This window comes from Bacillus sp. FJAT-27445, from assembly GCF_001510665.1.
Lineage (GTDB): Bacteria > Bacillota > Bacilli > Bacillales > Cytobacillaceae > Bacillus_D.
Genome location: NZ_LMTI01000004.1, coordinates 145,973 through 167,298, shown reverse-complemented (window position 1 = coordinate 167,298; position 21,326 = coordinate 145,973). Strand labels below are relative to the sequence as shown.

21 protein-coding genes, 1 pseudogene and 1 riboswitch are annotated in these 21,326 nt (G+C 43.3%); of the genes and pseudogenes, 11 read left to right on the top strand and 11 right to left on the bottom strand.

Features of this window, described 5'->3' with window-relative positions:
• The first annotated feature begins 16 nt into the window (after positions 1 to 16).
• The 3 genes from AR337_RS12635 (at position 17) to AR337_RS12625 (ending at position 1,585) form a co-directional block, all read left to right on the top strand.
• Complete coding sequence (locus tag AR337_RS12635; RefSeq protein WP_059172385.1) at positions 17 to 136, top strand: DUF4023 domain-containing protein; 120 nt, start codon at positions 17 to 19, stop codon at positions 134 to 136.
• A gap of 227 nt (positions 137 to 363) precedes the next feature.
• Entirely contained in the window at positions 364 to 864 is a 501-nt protein-coding gene (locus tag AR337_RS12630; RefSeq protein ID WP_059172384.1) for a hypothetical protein, read from the top strand.
• Positions 865 to 973: 109 nt separating this feature from the next.
• Positions 974 to 1,585, top strand: a complete 612-nt coding sequence (locus AR337_RS12625; protein ID WP_059172383.1) for a LysE family translocator — start codon at positions 974 to 976, stop codon at positions 1,583 to 1,585.
• 49 nt (positions 1,586 to 1,634) lie between these two features.
• On the opposite strand, the gene buk is transcribed toward AR337_RS12625, so the two are convergent.
• The 4 genes from buk to AR337_RS12605 form a co-directional block, all read right to left on the bottom strand.
• The gene (gene buk, locus AR337_RS12620; RefSeq protein ID WP_059172382.1) at positions 1,635 to 2,729 is read right to left on the bottom strand and encodes a butyrate kinase; all 1,095 of its coding nucleotides are present in this window, start codon (positions 2,727 to 2,729) and stop codon (positions 1,635 to 1,637) included.
• On the bottom strand, positions 2,730 to 3,650 hold the full coding sequence (locus AR337_RS12615; RefSeq protein WP_059172381.1) for a phosphate acyltransferase: 921 nt from the start codon (positions 3,648 to 3,650) through the stop codon (positions 2,730 to 2,732).
• A gap of 413 nt (positions 3,651 to 4,063) precedes the next feature.
• Positions 4,064 to 5,425, bottom strand: coding sequence for an amino acid permease (locus AR337_RS12610; protein WP_059172380.1), 1,362 nt, complete (start codon positions 5,423 to 5,425; stop codon positions 4,064 to 4,066).
• Positions 5,426 to 5,681: 256 nt separating this feature from the next.
• Positions 5,682 to 7,016, bottom strand: coding sequence for a hemolysin family protein (locus AR337_RS12605; RefSeq protein WP_059172379.1), 1,335 nt, complete (start codon positions 7,014 to 7,016; stop codon positions 5,682 to 5,684).
• Positions 7,017 to 7,506: 490 nt separating this feature from the next.
• Between AR337_RS12605 and AR337_RS12600 the strand changes: the two genes are divergently transcribed.
• From AR337_RS12600 to wecB, 7 genes are all read left to right on the top strand, one after another.
• A complete protein-coding gene (locus AR337_RS12600) occupies positions 7,507 to 8,448 on the top strand; it encodes a glycosyltransferase (protein WP_059172378.1) in 942 nt (313 codons plus the stop codon).
• A gap of 29 nt (positions 8,449 to 8,477) precedes the next feature.
• The gene (locus AR337_RS12595; protein WP_059172377.1) at positions 8,478 to 9,488 is read left to right on the top strand and encodes a glycosyltransferase; all 1,011 of its coding nucleotides are present in this window, start codon (positions 8,478 to 8,480) and stop codon (positions 9,486 to 9,488) included.
• Positions 9,489 to 9,565: 77 nt separating this feature from the next.
• Positions 9,566 to 10,234: a protein kinase gene (locus tag AR337_RS12590; RefSeq protein ID WP_059172376.1), complete on the top strand. Its 669-nt coding sequence runs from the start codon at positions 9,566 to 9,568 to the stop codon at positions 10,232 to 10,234.
• Between the two features lie 15 nt (positions 10,235 to 10,249).
• Entirely contained in the window at positions 10,250 to 10,759 is a 510-nt protein-coding gene (locus tag AR337_RS12585; RefSeq protein WP_059172375.1) for a PIG-L family deacetylase, read from the top strand.
• A 69-nt stretch (positions 10,760 to 10,828) separates the two neighbouring features.
• Positions 10,829 to 11,851, top strand: coding sequence for a glycosyltransferase family 4 protein (locus AR337_RS12580; protein ID WP_172797543.1), 1,023 nt, complete (start codon positions 10,829 to 10,831; stop codon positions 11,849 to 11,851).
• Between the two features lie 123 nt (positions 11,852 to 11,974).
• A complete protein-coding gene (locus tag AR337_RS12575) occupies positions 11,975 to 12,334 on the top strand; it encodes a hypothetical protein (RefSeq protein ID WP_059172373.1) in 360 nt (119 codons plus the stop codon).
• 60 nt (positions 12,335 to 12,394) lie between these two features.
• Positions 12,395 to 13,519, top strand: a complete 1,125-nt coding sequence (gene wecB / locus AR337_RS12570) for a non-hydrolyzing UDP-N-acetylglucosamine 2-epimerase (protein WP_156424391.1) — start codon at positions 12,395 to 12,397, stop codon at positions 13,517 to 13,519.
• Between the two features lie 64 nt (positions 13,520 to 13,583).
• On the opposite strand, the gene AR337_RS12565 is transcribed toward wecB, so the two are convergent.
• Both AR337_RS12565 and AR337_RS12560 read right to left on the bottom strand, forming a co-directional pair.
• Positions 13,584 to 14,819, bottom strand: coding sequence for a glycosyltransferase (locus AR337_RS12565; RefSeq protein ID WP_059172371.1), 1,236 nt, complete (start codon positions 14,817 to 14,819; stop codon positions 13,584 to 13,586).
• A complete protein-coding gene (locus AR337_RS12560) occupies positions 14,812 to 15,516 on the bottom strand; it encodes a glycosyltransferase family 2 protein (protein ID WP_059172370.1) in 705 nt (234 codons plus the stop codon). The genes AR337_RS12565 and AR337_RS12560 overlap by 8 nt, the downstream gene beginning before the upstream one ends.
• A 162-nt stretch (positions 15,517 to 15,678) precedes the next feature.
• Positions 15,679 to 15,723: riboswitch (PreQ1 riboswitch) on the top strand.
• A 6-nt stretch (positions 15,724 to 15,729) separates the two neighbouring features.
• Here AR337_RS12560 and AR337_RS12555 point away from each other — a divergent pair.
• Positions 15,730 to 16,218 (top strand): QueT transporter family protein, encoded by a 489-nt coding sequence (locus AR337_RS12555; protein WP_059172369.1) that lies wholly within the window; start codon positions 15,730 to 15,732, stop codon positions 16,216 to 16,218.
• A 110-nt stretch (positions 16,219 to 16,328) separates the two neighbouring features.
• On the opposite strand, the gene AR337_RS12550 is transcribed toward AR337_RS12555, so the two are convergent.
• The 5 genes and pseudogenes from AR337_RS12550 to AR337_RS12530 form a co-directional block, all read right to left on the bottom strand.
• Positions 16,329 to 16,688 (bottom strand): YbaN family protein, encoded by a 360-nt coding sequence (locus AR337_RS12550; RefSeq protein WP_253701680.1) that lies wholly within the window; start codon positions 16,686 to 16,688, stop codon positions 16,329 to 16,331.
• A 51-nt stretch (positions 16,689 to 16,739) separates the two neighbouring features.
• Entirely contained in the window at positions 16,740 to 17,234 is a 495-nt protein-coding gene (locus tag AR337_RS12545; protein WP_059172367.1) for an NUDIX domain-containing protein, read from the bottom strand.
• 147 nt (positions 17,235 to 17,381) lie between these two features.
• A complete protein-coding gene (locus tag AR337_RS12540; RefSeq protein ID WP_059172366.1) occupies positions 17,382 to 18,431 on the bottom strand; it encodes an aldose epimerase family protein in 1,050 nt (349 codons plus the stop codon).
• Positions 18,432 to 18,627: 196 nt separating this feature from the next.
• Complete coding sequence (locus AR337_RS12535; RefSeq protein ID WP_059172365.1) at positions 18,628 to 20,844, bottom strand: bifunctional diguanylate cyclase/phosphodiesterase; 2,217 nt, start codon at positions 20,842 to 20,844, stop codon at positions 18,628 to 18,630.
• Positions 20,845 to 20,995: 151 nt separating this feature from the next.
• Positions 20,996 to 21,313, bottom strand: a pseudogene (locus AR337_RS12530) (redoxin domain-containing protein); the annotation flags it as partial.
• Positions 21,314 to 21,326 lie beyond the last annotated feature (13 nt).

Genomic DNA, 21,326 nt, shown 5'->3' with positions numbered 1-21,326 from the left:
TTAGGAGGAACGAGCCTTGGAAAACACGCACAAGTTTGTGGAAAAGCTGCACGAAAAGCAGAAAAAGGACGAACAAAACAAGAAGCGGCAGGGAAAAGGAAATCCCAGCGAACAGCTCCCAAATAAGCAGCATTAAGTTTAAAGCAGTGAGGCAGTGAGGCAGGGGACGTTTCCTCTGCCTCACTTCATTTAATTCCATACTTATCTTTTTGACTAGAAACACAGCTAAAATTGAAATTTGTACTATTTTGTTCATATAATCCTTATTTCCCAATAAAAAACAATATTTTGACTTGTTTTTGAATATTTTGTAATTTATTATAGTTATAGGTAGGTATAATATACCATAAGGGGGTTTGCCAGTTGGTAAAATTGAAATGGGCGCTTATTAGCGGAATCATTCTCTGCTTAAGCGTAGGGGACTATGGAGCCGATCAATTCGCTTCAAGAGACCGCGAGACTAAGGTCCAGTCAACGCAATTCGCTTCCCGCGACCGTGAGATCAAAGTCCAGGCCACTCAATTTGCTTCCCGTGACAGGGAAACAAAAACACAGGCTACTCTGTTTGCTTCCCGTGACAGAGAAACAAAAACACAGGCCACTCAATTTGCTTCCCGTGATAGGGAAACAAAAACACAGGCTACTCTGTTCGCTTCCCGTGACAGAGAAACAAAAACACAGGCTACTCAATTTGCTTCCCGTGATAGGGAAACAAAAACACAGGCCACTCTGTTTGCTTCCCGTGATAGGGAAACAAAAACACAGGCCACTCTGTTTGCTTCCCGTGACAGGGAAACAAAAACACAGGCCACTCTGTTTGCTTCCCGTGACAGGGAAACAAAGACCCAAAACTTTTTTGCTTAATCAATACATAACAGCGTGAGCCCAGGCCCACGCTGTTTTTCTTTTTACTCATGTCACCTGCCGTGTTAAACTAAGAAAAACATTCAGACAACCGGGAGGAGCTAAGACAATGAATGACTTTTTTACGTTCCTGCTGCTTTCACTCTTTGTCGTTATGAGTCCTGGAATCGACACCGCTTTAATTACGAAAAGGACAATTTCCGGCGGGCGCATGGATGGATATCGAATTGCGCTGGGGATTACCTCCGGCTCTTTGGTCCATACCCTTGCTGCGGCTTTTGGGCTCTCAGCCATCCTTATGCAATCGGCTGTGGCCTTTGAAATCGTAAAATACGCCGGCGCCCTTTATTTAATCTATCTCGGCGTAACCTCGTTTACTACCCGCCAAAAATCGGCTGAAGACAAAAATAACGGTGAAAAACCAGGATCCGCCTACAAGCAGGGGCTTCTCTCGAATGTACTTAATCCAAAGGTCGCGATGTTTTTCCTGACTTTTTTACCGCAATTTGTACAACCCGGCGGCGAAACAACCCGGCAACTCGTGCTGATGGGCGTTATTTATACAATCCTTTCTGTCAGCTGGTTTTTCTTATATGTCCATTTTATAAATTACCTGCGCGGTTGGTTAATGTCACCAAAGGTACAAAGAGTGATGGACAGGGTGACCGGTATTGTCTTGATTGGGTTTGGGTTAAAATTGGCGCTTGATAAACATCAATAACTTTCTCTAAAAAAATGAAGTGCGGCTTCTGAATTGAAGCCGCACTTCTTTATACGAATAGGCAATTATATTCGCGTTTCGCTTCTTCCCCATTCAGCACCCTCAGCGCGCCTTCTGCCAGAGCTTCCAATTCTTCTTCACCTGGGACCACAAATACTTCGCCCAAAAACTCAATTTTCCCACGGAGATTTCCTACAATATATTCCGAATACGCAAGACCGCCTGTTAAAATAATTCCGTCCACTTGACCATCAAGAACCGCGGCCATCGCTCCGATTTCCTTTGCAATCTGTTGAATCATGGCCCTCAGGACAAGCTCCGCATGGGCATCGCCCGCCACGGCCCGTTCTTCTGCATCAAGTGCGCTTTTCGTTCCAAGATAAGAGAAAAGGCCACCCTTCCTTGTAACGTGTTCAACCATTTCTCTCTCCGAGTATTTGCTCGAATAGCATAGCTTGATTAACTGCTTTACCGGAAGTGTCCCGGACCGTTCAGGCGAAAAGGGTCCCTCATTGTCCGCGTTGTTTACATCAATAATCCGGCCTCGACGCTGGGCCGCGACCGAAAAGCCGGCGCCTAAATGGGCAACCACAAAATTCAACTCTTCAGGCGGCTGGACAAGCCTGCGGGCTATTTTACGGGAAACAGCCTTGATATTCAATGCATGCAGCTGGCTGATCCGTTCGATTCCGGCAAACCCGGACAGCCTCGATTCCGGGATGAGCTCATCTACGGTGACCGGATCAACGATAAAGGCGGGAATCCCAAGTTTTGAAGCTATTTCAAAAGCAAGGATCGGCCCAAGGTTTGAAGCGTGTTCCCCAAATGTACTGGACCTTGCGTCATATAACATTTCCTCGCAAACCTCATAGGTCCCGCCCTTTAACGGCTTTAATAGACCTCCCCTTCCGGCAACCGCGGCAAGGCGATTGGCTTCAAAGCAATACGTTTCAAGGAATTCCAAAACCGCCTGTAAACGGAGCGGAAGTTGGTCCACAATTTTAGAAAATCCGGCAAGGGTTTCATCCCGGTGGCGCACTGTATCCGAGAACAAAAGTTTTTGGTCTTCATAGACTGCCAGCTTTGTAGACGTTGAGCCAGGATTGATTACGAGAATATAGTTAGCCATCGTGCATACCTCCATTTAGACCGGTATAGCCGCATTCGACGCTGCGACCACCGCGAGGGCAATTGAAGCAAGCTTTGCCTTTGCCGAGTCGGAACGGGAATTGAGGACAAGTGGTACCCTTGCCCCGAGCACGATGCCGGCCATCGTCCCATGCGCGTAGTACGTAATTGCCTTCCCAAAAATATTTCCTGCTTCTATCGTAGGGACAATCAGCAAATCGGCTTTTCCGTCCAACTCGCTCTTAATCCCTTTATGAAGGAGGGATTCCCTGCTGATGGCAAGATCTAGCGGAAGCGGCCCCTCGATTAAAAGCGGCTTGCCGTACTCAGCATTTAATTCCTCAACAAGCCTGCCCGCCTCGCACGTCACGGGCATTGTTTCCATTACAAGCTCGTTGGCAGCGAGAATTGCTGTCCGCGGGCAATCTATTCCAATCTGATCAAGGAACTCAAGCGCATTAAGGACAATCTGTTTTTTTTGAGAATAGTCAGGGGCAATATTGATTCCCCCATCCGTCATAAAAAGAAGCGAGTCTGTGCCAGGAATCTCGAATGCGGATAAATGGCTGAAAATGCGTCCTGTCCGCAATGAAAGCTCCCTGCTCAGGACTCCTTTCAAGAAAGGAGTTGTATTCACCAGTCCTTTCATAATCGCCTGTGCCTTTCCAGTGCTTGCAATTTTAGCCGCCAAGAATGATGCTTCTTCATCTGTTGACGCATGAATGACTTCAAAATCTTCAACCCTGAAGTCCATCAGGCTGGCCATCTGTTTAATTTGCCTTTCATCCCCAATGAGGATTGGCTCTATCATACCGAAGCTGGCGGCGTCTTTTACCGCCTCGAGCACGGCTAAATCATGAGCCGCAGCGATACTCATCCTGATCGGCTTTCTGTTCCGGGCTTCTTCCACAACATCAGAAAAGCTTCTATATCTCATCCTATTCACCCCGTTAAAGGCTTTCTTTTTAAAAAAGCAGTCTTACTATTATTGTAAACGCTTTCAATTTGGTGGAACCCCCTGCTTAATGCCAACTTTGTTACAACTTTTTGAAAATAAAACAAAAAATAACCCGGTTACCTATCAACCGGGTCTTGATCAAATATTTCTCCCCATCCAAGTGAATTGAATGAGCAGGGCACTATTTAATTTAAAAGAAAATGTATGGATCTCTTAAATTGGGTTTGAGTGATAACTTAGTTAGTTTTAGGCCGATTTGTCACTCAACGGGATTTGAGTGACTTCCTTTGCGGAATTTAGCCGGAGATTGTCACTCATCCGGGTTGAGCGACACCCGAGATGGTTTTTTTCCTATTCCCAGTCACACATCAAACCGCGAGAAGCTGAAACACCTACGCTCTTTTCTTCAGCCGATACCCAACATACAGGATCGCAAACCAAACCGGGCCGACGAAGAGGGCCACCCTCATCCCGTCGATAAACGCCATCAGGACGATGACCATTGCGAGGAAGGCGAGAGCGAACCAGGATGAATACGGATAGAAAGGCAGTTTGAATTCAAGCTCCGCCACTTCCTTGGCTGACCGGGCTTTCCGGAATTTCAGCTGGGTCAACAGGATGATTGTCCAGCTCGTGATGACCGCCACCGTCGCGACAGCGGAAATGTAAATAAACACTTTTTCCGGGACGATGTAATTAAGGAAAACCGCGACCAATAAAAATAGCGATGAAAACAGGATTCCCCTGCTTGGAGCACTTGAACTGTTTAATTTTCCGAAATAAGCCGGGCCGTTCTTTTGCAACGAAAGGTTGTACAGCATCCGCCCTGTGCTGAACAAACCGCTATTGAATGATGACAGGGCGGCTGTCAAGACGACAAAGTTGATGATATGCGCCGCGCCGGGGATGCCGATGCTGTCAAAAATCTGGACGAATGGGCTGCCCTCTGAGCCAACCTTATCCCACGGGAATAGGATCATCATAATGCTAAGGGCGCCAATATAGAAAATAAGGATTCGCCAAATTACGCTGTTAATCGCTTTCGGGATTGTCTTCCTAGGGTTTTCTGCTTCACCCGCTGTAATACCGACCAATTCCACACCGCCGAATGAAAACATGACCATTACAAGCGAAAGCAAAATGCCATTTATGCCGTTTGGCATGAAACCGCCATGTGCCCAAAGGTTGTCAAAGCCTAATGCCTGTCCGCCATTTCCGAAACCAAACAGGATAATCGCCAGCCCGGCAATAAGCATACCGATAATGGCGACAATTTTAATCATGGCGAACCAAAATTCAAACTCGCCAAACGCTTTAACGTTAATGAGGTTGATGGCAGTGATCGCTACCAGGGCTGCAAGCGCGCTGGCCCATTGCGGAATATCCGGGAACCAGTAGTTCACATACACTCCTACGACGGTAATCTCCGCCATACCGACCACAACCCACATAAACCAGTATGTCCAGCCGGTCAAATAGCCCGCGAACGGTCCAAGATAACGATTGGCATACGAACTGAAAGACCCAGAGACAGGCTCGGCAACCGCCATTTCACCAAGTGCACGCATGATTGCGAAAATAACAATGCCGCCGACCAAATACGACAGGACAACAGCCGGTCCCGCCATTTGGATTGTGGAACTGGATCCATAAAACAGGCCGACCCCTATCGCACCGCCAAGAGCGATCAATTGAATATGCCTGCTGCTTAATCCCCTCTTTAAGCCCTCTTTTTCATGATTTGGACTCCCCATATTTCAACCCCCACTGTATATTCCCTAGTTGGTATTCTAATTGAATCTCGTTGTTTTTTTAAAAAAACCCACAATAATTATCAATCCATAATACCATATCCGTTAATATTATTTTATGAAAATTTTTATTTTTTCCTGCCAATTGTATGAAATGCCTGAAGCCTCCATTTTACAAAGAAACCGGCAGTTTCCACGCTTCCTCTCTGTTAAAAAATGGCCGCCAATACGGGGTACCCGCATCGCCGGCCATTCTGAGTTATTCCATTGCGTCTTTAACTGTTTCACCATCGAGAACGTTGGCCTTTACTTGTGTAATCCGCCTGTCATTCATTTCTTCCACTGTAAACAGGACATTGCCGTGCTTGACCGTATGCTGCTCCAGTTCGCTCGGAATGTAGCCAAGCTGGCCGATGACAAACCCGCTGAGCGTATCGTATTCATGGATCGGCAAGTCCACTTTTAAAAGCCTCTCCACTTCGTAGAGGTTCGTTGTACCTGGAATCAAATACGTTTTCTCGTCAATCCTTATAATTTCTTCCTCATCTAAGCCCGGGTCGTCGTACTCATCAAAAATATTCCCGACAATTTCCTCGATGACATCCTCAATCGTCACAATGCCGTCCGTACCGCCGTACTCATCAATTGCGATGGCCATATGGACATTGTTCGCCTGCATATCCCTAAACAGATGGTCAATACGCTGGGACTCCAGGACATAAAATGGATCCCGGATTAGGCTTTTAAGGCTGAACGCCTCCTCCGAGCAATTTTCAACGAATTGGATCAGGTCCTTCGCATGAAGAATTCCAACAATATTATCAATATGCTCTTCATAAACAGGGAAACGCGTATATCTTTCATTATTGACTACCCGTACCGTTTCCAACAGGGAATAATTGATTGGCAGCGAGGCAATATTTGTCCGGTGCGTCATGATATCTGAAACGGTCTTATTATCAAACTCAAATATATTGTTAATCATCACTTTTTCGTTTTCAAGGATGGTCCCTCTTTCCTTGCCGACATCGACCATCATCCGGATTTCCTCTTCGGTGACGTTTTCCTCCTCCGCATTCGGGTCGACCCCAAAGAGCCTTACAATTGTATTCATCGAAATAGTAAGGAATTTTCCAAAAGGAGACGTTACCTTTGACAATATCGCCAAGGGCTTGACGGCAAAAAAAGCGATCGGCTCCGCCTTTTGAAGGGCAAGGCGCTTTGGGACTAGTTCTCCCAGAACCAATGTGAAATAAGAAAGTACAAGTGTAATAATAATAAGAGATAAGGACTCCAATACATTTTGGTGCAGTGGAACGCCTATTTCCTTAAGCCATTCCGCCAGCCTTCCAGCAAAGCTTTTACCCGCGAAGGCACTCGCCAGGAACCCTGCGAGCGTAATCCCGATTTGGATGGTCGCAAGAAAACGGCTCGGCTCGGACAGAAACTTTTCAAGTGCGATCGCCTTTTTATTGCCATTCTCGGCCATTATTTTAATTTTATTGTCATTTAAGGAAATGAAGGCAATTTCTGATGCTGCAAAAAAAGCATTGATTAAAATTAGGATGAACAGTACCACTATTTCAATAAACAATAAAACCATCTCCCAGGTATGGATAAATCACCAGAGTTCTTTTTGGCTATACAAAAGAATTTCTTTTACAAATTGTCGGTTCCTCTTATTAGTCTTTTCTATCGAAGAAGAATACAACAATCTATTACTTCATATAAGGAAAACCTGCAAGACCCCGCACCCCTAATATTCTTTATCTTTCCGATAAAGACGGAGTTTAACCCTCTGTTTCGTTATACCCTTCACCCAAAACAAATATCCATTTCTAGCATGGCAAATTTACTAAATTCCTGAATGGCCAATGATTGTAACCGGAGAAATTGCGATTATGCCCCGACATATAGCAAGCCTAAAGGCAAAGAAAAATGGACACTCACATTGACAAGTATTTTTCATTTCTCTATGTCAATACCCTTGCATTTTCCTGATTGCCACATACTATGCCAAGAAAAGGAATGATAATGACTGTATATTGTCCTTTGCAACATCATGTAAAAAGGAGTGCAGCACAGTGAAAATTCTCTTTACCAATCCTCCGCCAATTATTAAATATGGAATGCAACCAGGGTTTGAAAAAATGGGCTGGAAAACGGACAGATTAGAGGTTCCTGAACAGTCGGAGAAAGGGCTAGCCGAAAAAATAAACCAATTCAGGCCAGATTATTTATTTACAGAAGGCGGAGTGGATACAAAGAGATTTGTCTTTCCTATCCTTGAAAAATTCAAAATACCACACATCTATTGGGCCATTGAAGACCCTGTTGCCAATGGTTCATTAGCTATGGAATGGGCAAGCAAATCCGTACTTACACTTACCCCTTGCGTCGAGATGCTTGAAAATTATAAAAAGAAGAATCACAAAGCGATATGCATCCCTTTTGCAATAGACCCCGATTACTATAATAAGAAAAAACACAATAAAGCCTATTCCGGCCTGGAAGCAATCCATATCGGAAACAATTACGATGTTTTTGATGATCGATATCAGGCTTATACCTATATTTTAAAACCATTCATTGATAAAGGAAAAAACATTCATATCTATGGAATGGATTGGCAAAATCCTAACCACCGTTTTAACGTACCAGCCAAATACGCTAAAGGATACATGGCCCACGAAGAATCGGTTCATGCCTACTCCTCCGCAAAGATTACCCTTGGAGTTCATTCCATTACGGACTCCCTTACAATGCAGTCCATGCGAACCTTTGAGGTTTTGGGCTGTGCCGGCTTCTTTTTAACCCAGCGGACGAAAGCAATCGAATCGATGTTTGAGAATCATAAGCATCTTGTTTCTTCGGGCAGCTATGACGAAACAGTTGAATTAATGGACTTTTATCTAGCAAATGATTCGGCAAGGGAAAAAATTGCTTTAACCGGACAAAAATTTGTATATCAAAATCACACCTATCAACAAAGGGCGGCAGACATAATAAAAGAGCTGCGGCGTTAATTATCACATGTGGAACTGGGGTGTTTTTTATGAAGGAAAAAATTACCGTTATTTATCCTCCGGCCATCGACTATAAATTCATGCACCAAAGGCCGCAGCAAATGATGAAGGTCCTTGCTGTCCTTGGTGCCAATGTGCTGTTTATTAATCCGGAAACGTTTTTTAAACAAGAAAAACAAATTGAACAGCCTTTTCCCTCCCTGCCAAATTTTAAGGTTGTCAAAAAAGATGTCAATCTAAAACCTTTAATTTCAGGAAAAGTAGTTCTTTGGTGTGCAGTCAATCAGGGAAAGGAGATAGACCGATTCAAACCTGATCTGGCAGTATTCGACTCTTGCGACCTCCCTTCCGATGAATTTGCGGTTTGGAAAGATTTTATTCCTGAAATGGAGAAGAAATGTGACATTATCTTCGCTACTTCCATGCCCATTTATAAAGATCATAAGAATAACGGCAGGGATGTATTTCTCCTTCCAAATGGAGCCGACTTTGAGCATTTCAAACAGGCTTCTACCCCAATAGGCGAGCGTCCAAGGGATTTGCCGGATACAAAAGGAAGACCATTAATAGGGTATTACGGGGCAATCTATTCCTGGCTCGATGTAAAAATGATTGAAAAGATTGCAACCCACTATCCAGTCGTTTTAATAGGCTCAAAAACAGTCGAAATAACTCATCCAAATATCACTGTCCTTGACATGAAATTTTATGAGGACTTGCCGCAATACCTCAGTTGGTTTGATGTCGCCATTATTCCGTTCAAAATGACTGACATGATTAAAGCGACCAATCCCATTAAATTTTTTGAATACCTCTCCGCAGGAAAACCAGTAGTAAGCACGCCATTGCCGGAATTGGCCATATACAGCAACCTTTGCTACTTCGCAAATGAAAGGAATGTATTGGATCAAATACAAACTGCAATTTCGTCCAATACAGCAGAAAAAATTAGCGAACGGCAGCAAACAGCAAACAAAAATTCATGGATCTGCCGTGGTAAAGAGGCCTTAAAAGTTATTAAAAAATATCTTTCCCTATAAAAACAGCCATGTTATTTACTATACGGACAAAAAAGGCGGGGTAAAATGTGCCAACAGAAATGTGGGGGAGATATGAAGTGAACTTGGTACAGCAGGGATATGGCGGAACAAGCTCTGTCTACTTTGGAACTGACCCCCTCACTAAAAGAAAAGTAGCGATTAAAAAAATGAAGGATATTGCCGTTGGTTTAAAGGAAGCATTGATTATGAAACTATATGAAAAAAACAAATGGCTTGTTGAATTTTATGATTTTTTCATCCATGAGAATCATGCTTGCATTGTTATGGAGCAGCTGAATGGCAGTGTACTCTCTTCGCTTAACACAAGCCAAGCTGTACAAGTAACGATAAACATCCTGAAAGGACTGGAATATTTACATTCAAAAGGCATCTTGCATACCGACATTAGCCCCCGGAACATTATCCTGACCAATCGAAGTACGTTGGATTTAAAAATTATCGATTTTGAATCAGCCGTATTAAAAGATTCCGGAGGCGTGTATAGAGGGGAAGTGGATGGATGGATCTTTTCTCCTCCCTCTTCCAAAGACATAGATAATAGCTATGATCTTTATGGTGCCGCAGCTGTTTGTACCTACCTACTAACCGGGAAGGTAATTCCACAGGATGTTAAGGAAGCAGGCCTTAGAAAAGTCCTTTTAAAGGCAATGAATGCCGGTTCAACAAATCGGTATAAGAATGCCGCGGAAATGATAAATGATTTGAACTCAATAACCTTAAAATGAGCAGGTGTCACTAAAATGTCCGATAAACTGATGATTGTCGCTCATCCCGATGATGAACTTTTATTTGGCGGGGGGGAACTGTTGACAGAAAAAGGGTGGAAGGTAGTGTGTGTTACAAACAGAGGCAACCCCCAAAGGGCAGCTGAATTTAGAAAAGTAATGAACCTCCTAAATGCGGAGTACGACATTTGGAATTATCCTGATAAATGGAACGGCGATTTTGATAGGATGGCCCTAAGCAATGATTTGAAAAAATTGCTTGGGGAGTGCAATTACAAGAAGATCGTTACCCATAATTTGCACGGAGAATATGGGCATACACAGCACATTGCTCTTTCACAGGTACTTCATGATTTGGTAAAAAAAGATTTATATGTATTTGGCTTTCATGATCAAAAATTACCTTCAGATATTTTCAAAAAAAAATTGGAGCTTTTACATGAGTATTCTCTTTTCATTCTTCAAAAAGACTATTTCTTGAAATTAAGAGAATTGGAATATGAGAATCTGCATAAAACACGCTAGTTTATACTCTTCAAAGGGGGAATCCTTATCAGAATATTAATGCTGGCAGATCATTTGGTACAGGGAGGATTGGAAACGCATATCACAACAATCATTAACGATTTATCTGAACTTGGCCACCACATTCTTCTATATACCGCATCTACCTCCCCGTCTGTCCTTTCACAAATTAATTCCGGAAGATTTAAGGTGCTAAGCTGGGCCGATGGTTCCATTGATGCTATTAAAAGCTTTGATCCGCATATTATTCACGCCCATCCTTTTACAGCCATTGTTACAGGAAAGGAACTAGCGATTCAGCTAAATAAGCCGTTGATCGTAACGATGCATGGGATTTATGACTTAGGATTCGATGATTCACCTCTCGGCCATGATGTCAGCCCCCATGTAAAAAGAATTATTGCCGTTGATCTAAGGGTAGCATTATTTCTTTTAAATCGTGTAATCGAACCAGAAAAGATTTCGATTATTAGGAATGGGATCGATTTTGAAAAATTCCATCCAATTAAAAAGAACAGGCAAAAGGCAGCATCACTTGGACTTAATCCCGACTCACCTACTATTTCAATCATTAGCAGATTTGATGATGATAAGGAAGTACCAATCATTCAATTTTTACGTTGTCTTCCAGAACTGGCAAAATGTGTTGGCAGCCTTAATGTCCTTATCATCGGTGACGGAGGAAAATTAAAAGAAGTAAAAGCAGCCATCCCTCGGAAACTGCCAAATGGGGTTAGAGTAAAATTATTGGGTTGGCAAGAGAACGTATCCGAGTTCTACGCTTTGTCCGATCTCGTTTTTGGAAGCGGAAGGGTTGCATTGGAGGCCCTCGCATGTAAAGTACCTGTGTATGCTATGTGGGATGGATTCGGAGAATTAATAACGAAGTACAACCATGATGCAGTTATGTCAGGGATTGCGTTTAAACAAATTTCAGATTCTCAATTGATTTACAATCTATCTGAAATACTGAAAAAGAAGGACTTGCTCTACCAGAGTGCACAGGAAGGGTATGAATTGGTAAAAAGTAATTATAATAGCAAAAAAATTGCCAAACAACTAATCCGTATTTATGAACAATATTCGCACTAAATGTGCCTCCTTCTTTTGTCCATCCACTAAACTAATAAATTCGCCCAACACTGATTCTCCTTATGCGGAATACCATGTTGGTATAATAACCCATCCACGCAAACAAAGGAGAGGAGTATTTAAATGGATAAGAAAAGCAAAATGGAGCACAAGGTTTGTTGGGAGGAGGAATTCCTTTCTATTTCCGGACATAGCAAAAATCATCATAAAAAGGACGATGATTGCGAGGAAGACTGCCATTGCAAAGAACGAAAAAATTGCATTTGTTCTGTCTTATGTGAATTGGAAAAGAAAAAGAAAACATTTCGATTCAGGACAAAAACGGGTGATGAAATAATTGGGACCATCAAGTGCTTTGACAAGTGTTCAGGTTGCCTGGTGATTGTGCAGCCAGGAATGAAATCTCCAAAGCTTCCGCCATTGGCTGTGATTATTTCCTGTTTTGACATCGAAAGTATTTCTTTTGAAGTTGATTCCCACTAATCACATACTTTTTGCTAACTTTCTCGATCTGAACCTAATTAAAGGGAAAGGACAATAGATGTGAAGAGAAGAATTAAAGTCATGGTCATTTTTGGAACCAGGCCCGAAGCAATCAAAATGGCTCCTTTAGTAAGTGAACTTTCCAAGCACTCCAGCCTGATTGAAACGTACGTAACTGTCACTGCCCAACACAGGGAAATGCTGGACCAGGTATTAACGGCCTTTTCAATTAGCCCCGATTTTGACCTTAACCTGATGCAATCGGGGCAAAGCCTTGCCGATATTACGACGAGGGCATTAATTGGCCTTGATACCATTATTAAAGATACACGTCCTGATATCATTCTGGTTCATGGGGACACAACTACTACCTTCGCCGCCGCTTTAGCTGCTTTTTATAATGATGTGAAGGTTGGTCATGTCGAAGCCGGGCTCCGCACCTTTAATAAGCATTCTCCCTTTCCAGAGGAGTTAAACCGGCAATTGACCGGGCTGCTTGCGGATCTTCATTTTGCTCCTACCGAGACAGCCATAACCCATTTACAAAAGGAAAACAAGGATCCCGCGACACTATTTTTAACAGGAAATACTGTAATAGATGCGTTAAAAACAACTGTTGCAAAAAAGTACAGCCATGAATTGCTCACATCCATTCAAACGAAAAAGCTTATCCTCCTTACTGCCCACAGAAGGGAAAACCTAGGAAAACCTATGGCCAATATCTTCAGTGCCGTCAGGAGGATTTCAAATGAATTCAAGGATATTGCTATTGTATATCCGGTTCACATGAATCCTGCTATCCGAAAATTGGCAAAGGACATCCTCGGCGGCCAACCGAACATCCATTTAACAGAGCCTCTCGATGTAATCGACTTTCATAATATTGCAGCAAGGTCTTATTTAATCCTTACCGATTCAGGCGGAATTCAGGAGGAAGCCCCCTTTCTGGGAGTCCCCGTCCTCGTATTAAGGGATACAACCGAACGTCCAGAGGCTATCGAAGCAGGGGCATTAAAGCTTGCTGGAACTGAAGAAGAGACCATCTACCATCTAACAAAAGAATTATTGACAAATGAGCATCTGTATAAAGAAATGGCTGTCCAGTCCAATGTCTATGGTGACGGTACTGCATCAAGAAGAATAGTGGAAGCCATCCTGCATTATTTTAGCCGTAATGGAATTTGAATGTAGAAGAATGAACCCCAATTAATCATTCCTTTTTAGCGTTATATAGCAGGGAAAGGGATGATTATTTGGTGTTGAGAAGATGCACAATTGATCTGGCCTTTTCAGTCCATGTATGTTTCTTGGCCTCTTCCTTAAGTAATAACGCAAGGGTTTCATCGCCACCCAATGTTAGTGCATATTTCACTTTGTTGATAAAGTCATCATGATCTTGGGCAATCAATATTTGGTTAAACTTCTCGCATTCTGGCAGGGCAGTGGCTACAATCGGCTTTCCAACAGCCATATATTCAAACAGCTTGATAGGTGAGGTGGATATTGTCACTTCGTTTAATAGGAAAGGGATAACGGAAACATCAAACTGCCGGGCGTAGGAAGGCAATTCTTGATAAGGAATTGCTCCTAAAAAATGGACATTCGGGAAGTTTAATAACCGGCTTTTCTTCAAGCTACCATCATAGTCCAGCCCTATCAGGACAATCTGCCATTCTCTCTTGGTTAGAGCAAGCTTCTCTATGAGTGCATAATCAAACCAGTCGGCCAACGCCCCGAAGTAACCAATAATCGGTATTTCTTTCTTCTTAAAATCATTCAGCATCTTGGGAAAACCGTTCTTGGATTGTGAGCTAAAATGGCTGTAGTCTACTCCATTAGGAATAAGCGCGCACCTGACCGGTTCTCTTTTCTCAAGGACATCCCTGAAGAGTTTATCGGCAGTCGCAACCACATAACAAGATGTATTTGCCAATATACTCAGATGCCTTTCTATTATCTTCCTTTGGAGTGGGATTCCTGAAATGCTAGGAGAAAGCTCATCAATATACTCATACAAAATATCAAAGCCCCTATCCAGGCACCGCTTTACAAATTCATATCCCCTTTGCATGTCTCCTGAATATAAATGGACAACAACCCTTTTTTGTTTTTTCGCTAAAAAAGAAAGAATTTCAGCTTCAATTTCCGGTTCCATCATATTTAATAGAAAACACCGGGGGGCTATTTCCTCAATGGCACCGATTTTATCGTAAGTGTTTGTTGTTCCAAATAAGTAAAGCACTCCTTCCTCAGCAAGATTTAAGGCTATATGCTGGGGGCGCTGGAAAAGGGGAATGTTCCAATCCAATAAGGATGGGAACAAAACGATTATCCTGTCGGGATTTCCCTCCAATATCCGCTCCAATTCATAAAGAATCAAATTTAGAATTTGGTCATTCAAGCTTAAACGCCTGCTTTTCATAGTCTCTTTCCTGAGGGAAAGGTTCTTCCTCATTTGTTCTCCACTCAAAAATCCGTTATCCATACGGCCACCCCCCTCTTAAAGTAAAAAATTCCGGGAAATTTTCAGTTCGAACTAGCGGTATACAATGGCGCTTAATACGTTCATTATTGGAATCCGAGGAGTGATGTGAATTGGTGTAGCGAATGTATACATAATGATCGGGAGAGGACGCATACATCCGAATCCCTTCGTTTTTGCACTCTTTAACAAATACTTCATCTTCACCGACTGAAAATGAAGGGAACTTTACTTTTTCTGCAACTGATTTTTTAAAAACAAGAGTTGACCCCGCCAGCGAATCTCCGCTTTCCTCTATATACATGTGTTCCTTCCCCTCCAAAAGCAATGCAAGTAACTGATTTTCTTTAAAATAGACAAATAAAGATTGTTTTCCTACGACTTCAGCACCCTTCTCCTCCAGGGTTTTAACTGCTTCGGCAAGGTAATGGGCACCATAATAATCATCATCATCAAATCTGGCAATGACATCATACTTCGCATGGCTTATTGCCTCGTTCAAACAGGAACCAAGAGATTTTGCTTCTGGAAGTTCGAGGATCTTGGCAAGCGGACTTGCGGCCACTCTGCCAATCAAATTCCTGCTAAACCCATGCAGAACGAGGACAAGCTCCTTTTCCTCAATGGTTTGATTTTCGAAGTTTTGAAAAATTAATGGAAGAAACTCGGGCCTTTTCGTACAGGTAATGACTGTGACCACTTCATCCACCCTTTATGAGTTTTGATATTATTTTTATGATATAGGAACGGAAGTAATGCTTTATTATAGCTCTGCTCGCCATTACTGTAAGTTAATTCACATTCCCAACAGTCCTATTGACGGGGATTTAAACGCGGATTATAATGTTACTTTCGGGCAAAGCCCGACGTGGTTCGAGAACCTCCCACGCTAAAAAACTAAGGAGAGAGAAAGATGAAAATTAAAACACTGGCGGTTAACGGGATGATCGCCGCCCTTTATATCGCAGTTACGTTTTTGGTTCAGCCGCTGAGCTTTTCCAACGTCCAATTCCGTTTATCGGAGATGTTCAATCATCTCATCGTCTTTAACAGGAAGTACTTTTTTGGCATCATTCTTGGTGTTTTCCTGGCGAACTTATTCTTTTCCCCTTCACCGGCCCTTGATCTTATCTTCGGCTTTGGCCAATCGGTGCTGGCACTCTTAATCACCATTTTTTCATCCCAGTTTATTAAAGGGATTTGGGCCCGGATGGCGATTAATACTGTCGTCTTCACCGTAACCATGTTCCTGATTGCCTGGGAATTGAACATTGCCTTGGGATTCCCATTCCTTGCAACGTGGCTGACAGTTGCATTTGGTGAGTTCGTTGTCCTTGCGGTCGGAGCCCCATTGATGTATGCCATTAATAAGCGGATCAATTTTGAAAAGCTTGTTGATTAAACAATTTAAGGCCAAACCCTTAGTGGGTTGGCCTTTTTTGCGTTCAAAATTTAAGATATCTCCAAAACTGAAAAGCCCTCCGCTGTTTTCATAGCCGAGGGCTTTTCCTTCTATGGGACGGTCTTTATCTTTGTAAAAAAATAGTAGTATTTATATAAGACAACTGCCCCAAGACCCAGCCTAAGAGGCCAACTGTCGGTCATGATGAACGGGATGGCAATCATGACATCTGCAAAAAGCAGAATGGAAAGCTTTTGCTTTAAGGTCATTTCACGCTTTTTGACGAATCCCTCAAGATGCTTCCTGTACAATTGGCTACCTTTGAACCATGCCTCAAACTTCTCCGACCCGCGCATAAAACAATAAGAGGCCAACAGAAGGAGCGGGGTTGTCGGGATTACCGGCAAAACAATCCCGATCACGCCAAGTCCTAGAGCAAGGAAACCAGCCAGGATAAAAAGCAGCCTCAACGGCTTATTAACGATGTTCCTCGCCTCCTTTTCCCGAACGAGAGAAGGTAATTATGCCGGCAATGCCAGTGCAAATAATTCATTCAGATAACGGTAGTGGGCGAATTCGCCCTTCTCGGCCATTGAAAGGATTTCTTCAGCTGTCGCCCATTTCACGGCGCTTACTTCCTCTTCCTGGAGAACACACTCTGAAATATCGACGTTTTGCCTGATAAGCCAGACATCGGATATGCTCTCCTCCCTGACAATGGTAAAGACAACCTCGGCCTTTTCCATATCCGGGATAATCCCAAGCTCTTCCTTCGTTTCGCGGATACATGCTGCGGCGCTATCATCGCCCTTAATCGCAGCGCCTCCTGTAGTCGCCCACATATTTGGAAAGCCCTTCACGTGCGGGGCGCGTTTTTGGATCAGATATTCGCCTTTGCTGTTTAAAATCCAGATATGTACTACAAGGTGAAAATCACCCTGTGCCAATTTTTCACCGCGAATTGCCGTTTTTCCTGTCTTTACCCGATTACGATCATAAACATCCCAATGCTCCAAGATAGGCATCCTCCCATTTGGTAGAGTCGACCTAAATTGTACCATTATTGGATATCAATTGCTGTTTTTTCTTAGTACAAGTTTAGTGGCGACATAAATCTTTTTAGGCTGCTGCCCGGCCGTCTATACGGTCGATCACTTCCCCTTTTACATGCATGTGAAGGTAAACTTTGTGTAGGAATAGTACTTCTCACCCTTATCAAGCACGCAAGAAGGAAAGGATGGCTGGTTAATGGCGTCCGGATAAATCTGCGTCTCCAAGCAAATTCCCAAATATCGTTCCGGTTTCACATTTCCGCTAAGCAGAAAGCTGCCCTCCAATTGATTGGATGTATAGACAACGACAGCCGGTTGGTTCGTTTCTACTTCCAATTTCCTGCCGCTTTCGCTGCAAATCAATTCAATAACAGGCTCCTTCTTTTTCGAGAGGACAAATGGATGGTCATACCCCTTGCCGGCAATAATATTTTGCTCATGGCCGGAAGCGGGTCCGTCCGAAAGCTTTCTCCCTTGCCGGAAATCAAAGGCAGTCCCCTCGACTTCAAGGAGATTTCCCGTCGGGATTAAGTTTTCATCCAACTCAAGGAACCTCTCGCTATCCATTCGAAGAGTATGGCCAAGAATTGTCGATTTCCCGTTTCCGCTCAAATTAAAATACGTGTGGTTTGTCAGGTTAAGAATTGTTTTCTCATCTGTTGTCCCGAAAAATTCGATTTTCAGTTCATTATCATCGGTCAGCGTATAAACTGTACGGAGGGAAACACTTCCCGGGTATCCCTCTTCGTTATCTGGGCTATCATATGTAAATTCAATTTTCGCGACAGGACCCTCTATATGGACTTGAACATCCCAAATTACCTTGTCCAATCCTTTCAGGCCGCCATGAAGATGATTGCCGTTATTATTTTTAGCAAGAGTATATTCCTTCCCATCGAGAGTAAAACGTCCCTCTTTAATCCTCCCTGCCATCCGGCCAACGACAGCCCCGAAATAAGGAGAATGTTTTACATAATCTTCAAGGTTTTCAAAGCCTAAAACGACGTTTTCAATTTCTCCCTTTGAATTCGGGACGCGGATTGCCGATATGATGCACCCATAGTCCAGGCAAGTGATACCCATGCCATTGTGATTTTTTATTGTAATCGCATGTACCGGCTTTCCCTCCAGCTCCCCAAAGAGCTTTTTCGTTATCTCCACTTCAAACCCCTCCTCAATCTTCCTATTCTCTATAATTTCCTTTTTACACTGTAAATCTGATAAAATCCCGTCCGATCATTATAGAAACTCTCATAGCCATCGTCATACAAAACAGTAATATTTGCAACCTATGGCTATCCTAAATTATAAAAGGCAAATTCCCCTAAAGGAGGAGATTTGCCTTTTATACTTGTTTTTATGAAACGAGAATTGGCTTGCTCAAAAGCCTTTCTATTTGTGATGGCGGAAGGGGCCGGCTGAAATGGAAGCCCTGCCCGACCGTACAGCCGTTTGAAAGTAAATAGCCGACTTGTTCGGGCTTTTCGATTCCTTCGGCAATGACATGGAATCTCATGTTCAAGCCCATATCGAGGATGGTCTTGACCATTGCTCCTTCAAGTGCATCAGCTTGAATGTCATCCAGAAAGGATTTATCAATTTTAATCGTATCAATTGGCAGGTGTTTCAGGTTGCTTAACGATGAATAGCCTGTCCCAAAGTCATCCAGAGCTATTTTTAATCCCAATTGGTTCAATTGGCCAAGAATGGTGATCGACCGCTCAAAATTTTGCATAATGCTTTCGGTTATTTCCAGCTCAAGAGAACTTGGATCCATTCCTGTTTCCAAAAGAATTCTCTTTACCGACTCGACAAAATTATCATCCTGGAACTGCCTTACGGAAATATTCACGGAAATCGTAAGGGGAGGAAACCCTTTCTCCTGCCAAAGCTGATGCTGCTCGCATGCCTTTTTCAGCACCCATCGCCCAATTGGGACTATCAGCCCTGTTTCCTCGGCAAGCGGGATGAATTCCGCTGGCGAAACCAACCCCTTTTGAGGATGCTCCCACCTGATCAGCGACTCGACGCCAATAATATTGCCTGTCTCCAATTCAACCTGAGGCTGATAATGGAGTGTCAGCTGCCCAAGTTCAATCGCTTTCCGTAACCCGGTCTCGAGCTCCATCTTCTTTGAAGAGAGCCCATGCAGGTGGGATGTGTAAAACTGATAGTTATTTTTCCCTCGGTCCTTTGCCAGGTACATCGCAGTATCGGCATTTTTGATAAGCGTTTCCCCGTCAGCCCCATCGCATGGATACACGCTAATCCCAATGCTTGGCGTCACAAAAAACTCCTCGCCATTAATTCCGAACGGCCTTGAGAAATCGTTCAATATCCTTTTTGAAACCCTAACAATCTTGTCACGGCTTCCATCATTTAAAAGGATGATAAACTCATCCCCGCCCTGGCGGGAAACGATGCCGTCTTTTTTGACAGCCGCGGCAAGCCTGGAAGCGACCGATTTTAGCAGTTCGTCGCCTGCAGTATGCCCTTTTGTATCATTGATGATTTTAAACCTATCAAGATCAAGGAAAAGTACAGCAAGCTTTTGCCCCTTATTGTTGAGCAGGGCTTCATTCAGCTTCTCCCTGAATCGATTCCTGTTTGGCAGCCCGGTCAATCCATCATAGTAGGCCATATTCTGGATCATCTGCTCCGCCTTTTTCCGTTCAGAGATATCACGGCCCACAATTTGCCTGGCCGCCCTTCCTTCAAAGAAAATGGGCATGGAGACCATTTCAAGATCAATCAACTTCCCATCAAGACGAGCTGCCTGGAACTCAACATTAATCTTGTCCCCGACATCATCGCCAATGGTCAATTCCCGGTACCTCAGTTCGCTTAGAACCTTCTTTGGGACAAGATTTGAAAGCGGAATTCCTATCAAGTCTTCTGGCGATGCTGCACCGAAAACAAGCGCACCCGTCTCATTTATATAATCTATCTTCTCCCTGCTGTACACAGCAATGATGTCAGGCGACATTTCTACGAGGCTTTTATAACGATTTTCACTCTCTTTTCTATCGGTAATATCAAATAGAACTGAGCTGAAATCAACTAGCTCTCCATTCCTGACCGTAGGAATTCCCCTATCCTGAATCCAGCGGATTTCCCCATCAGGGCGGATAATCCGGTAGATGCTTGTAATTATTTCTCCTCTTGCAAATGCTTTCTCCCTTACCGGCAGAACATATAGATCATCCGGATGAATCACTTTCCGCCAAAGTTCATTGTCCTGGTAAAACTCCTGGAAGGTATAGCCATAAAGCTTTTCTATTCCAGGGGTGATCATCAGGTGATTGGATTTCAAATCATGGGACCAAATCGCGACATCCAGCGTATCAAAAATGTCTTTCAACCGCTGCCTGTTCTTCTGAAGTTCCTCCGCTGTCAAATCTACTCCTTTTAGGACAGCGAGGATTAAAAGGCCCGTAACGATCAGGGCGGTGACATGAAAAAACTGTTTGTTAAACGGAAGAAGCATGGAACCAATTTCGGATATCAGTACCAAACCAGTGAAGGAGAGCAAAATTAGTTTTCCTTTATTCTTGATGAAGTTCTTATTTTTCATGTTTTCCCCTTAATGCCCGATGAATCGTTATGGCATTTTTTCTATTACTTTTAAAATACCAAATTTCCAGTAATTCCTCAATGTGGTTTTTACAGGATCGATAGAAAAAACAACTGCCCGTCCAGAATGGAACAGGCAGTTGGTATAGTTTTTATTGGCCGCCAACCTTTTGGGAGGCATATGGGATGATTTCGCCGACCTGGTCGCCGAATGGATCCAGCTGCTGGGACTCGAGGACTTTCCCATTTTTATCAAGGATGGCAAAGCCCCTTACTGACTTAGGGCCGCTTGGATCTTTTAATTCAGCCTTTTCAATCAACGTCAAATATTTATCTGAAAGAAGGGTATAATCCAGCCCCAGTTCTTTCTTCATTTCCTTATGGTCTTCCGGAGAAGCGGCACTTAAAGCATAGACATCACCCGGAAATTCGGCTAATAAATCTTTATTGTTCTGCAGCTCGACCAGCTGCGATTTGCAATAG

Excerpts from the sequence above, each read along its gene's own strand:
- AR337_RS12625 (WP_059172383.1), top strand. The coding sequence starts at position 974 with ATGAATGACTTTTTTACGTTCCTGCTGCTTTCACTCTTTGTCGTTATG.
- buk (WP_059172382.1), bottom strand. The coding sequence starts at position 2,729 with ATGGAGGTATGCACGATGGCTAACTATATTCTCGTAATCAATCCTGGC.
- AR337_RS12615 (WP_059172381.1), bottom strand. The coding sequence starts at position 3,650 with ATGAGATATAGAAGCTTTTCTGATGTTGTGGAAGAAGCCCGGAACAGA.
- AR337_RS12610 (WP_059172380.1), bottom strand. The coding sequence starts at position 5,425 with ATGGGGAGTCCAAATCATGAAAAAGAGGGCTTAAAGAGGGGATTAAGC.
- AR337_RS12595 (WP_059172377.1), top strand. The coding sequence starts at position 8,478 with ATGAAGGAAAAAATTACCGTTATTTATCCTCCGGCCATCGACTATAAA.
- AR337_RS12585 (WP_059172375.1), top strand. The coding sequence starts at position 10,250 with ATGTCCGATAAACTGATGATTGTCGCTCATCCCGATGATGAACTTTTA.
- AR337_RS12575 (WP_059172373.1), top strand. The coding sequence starts at position 11,975 with ATGGATAAGAAAAGCAAAATGGAGCACAAGGTTTGTTGGGAGGAGGAA.
- AR337_RS12565 (WP_059172371.1), bottom strand. The coding sequence starts at position 14,819 with ATGGATAACGGATTTTTGAGTGGAGAACAAATGAGGAAGAACCTTTCC.
- AR337_RS12555 (WP_059172369.1), top strand. The coding sequence starts at position 15,730 with ATGAAAATTAAAACACTGGCGGTTAACGGGATGATCGCCGCCCTTTAT.
- AR337_RS12535 (WP_059172365.1), bottom strand. The coding sequence starts at position 20,844 with ATGAAAAATAAGAACTTCATCAAGAATAAAGGAAAACTAATTTTGCTC.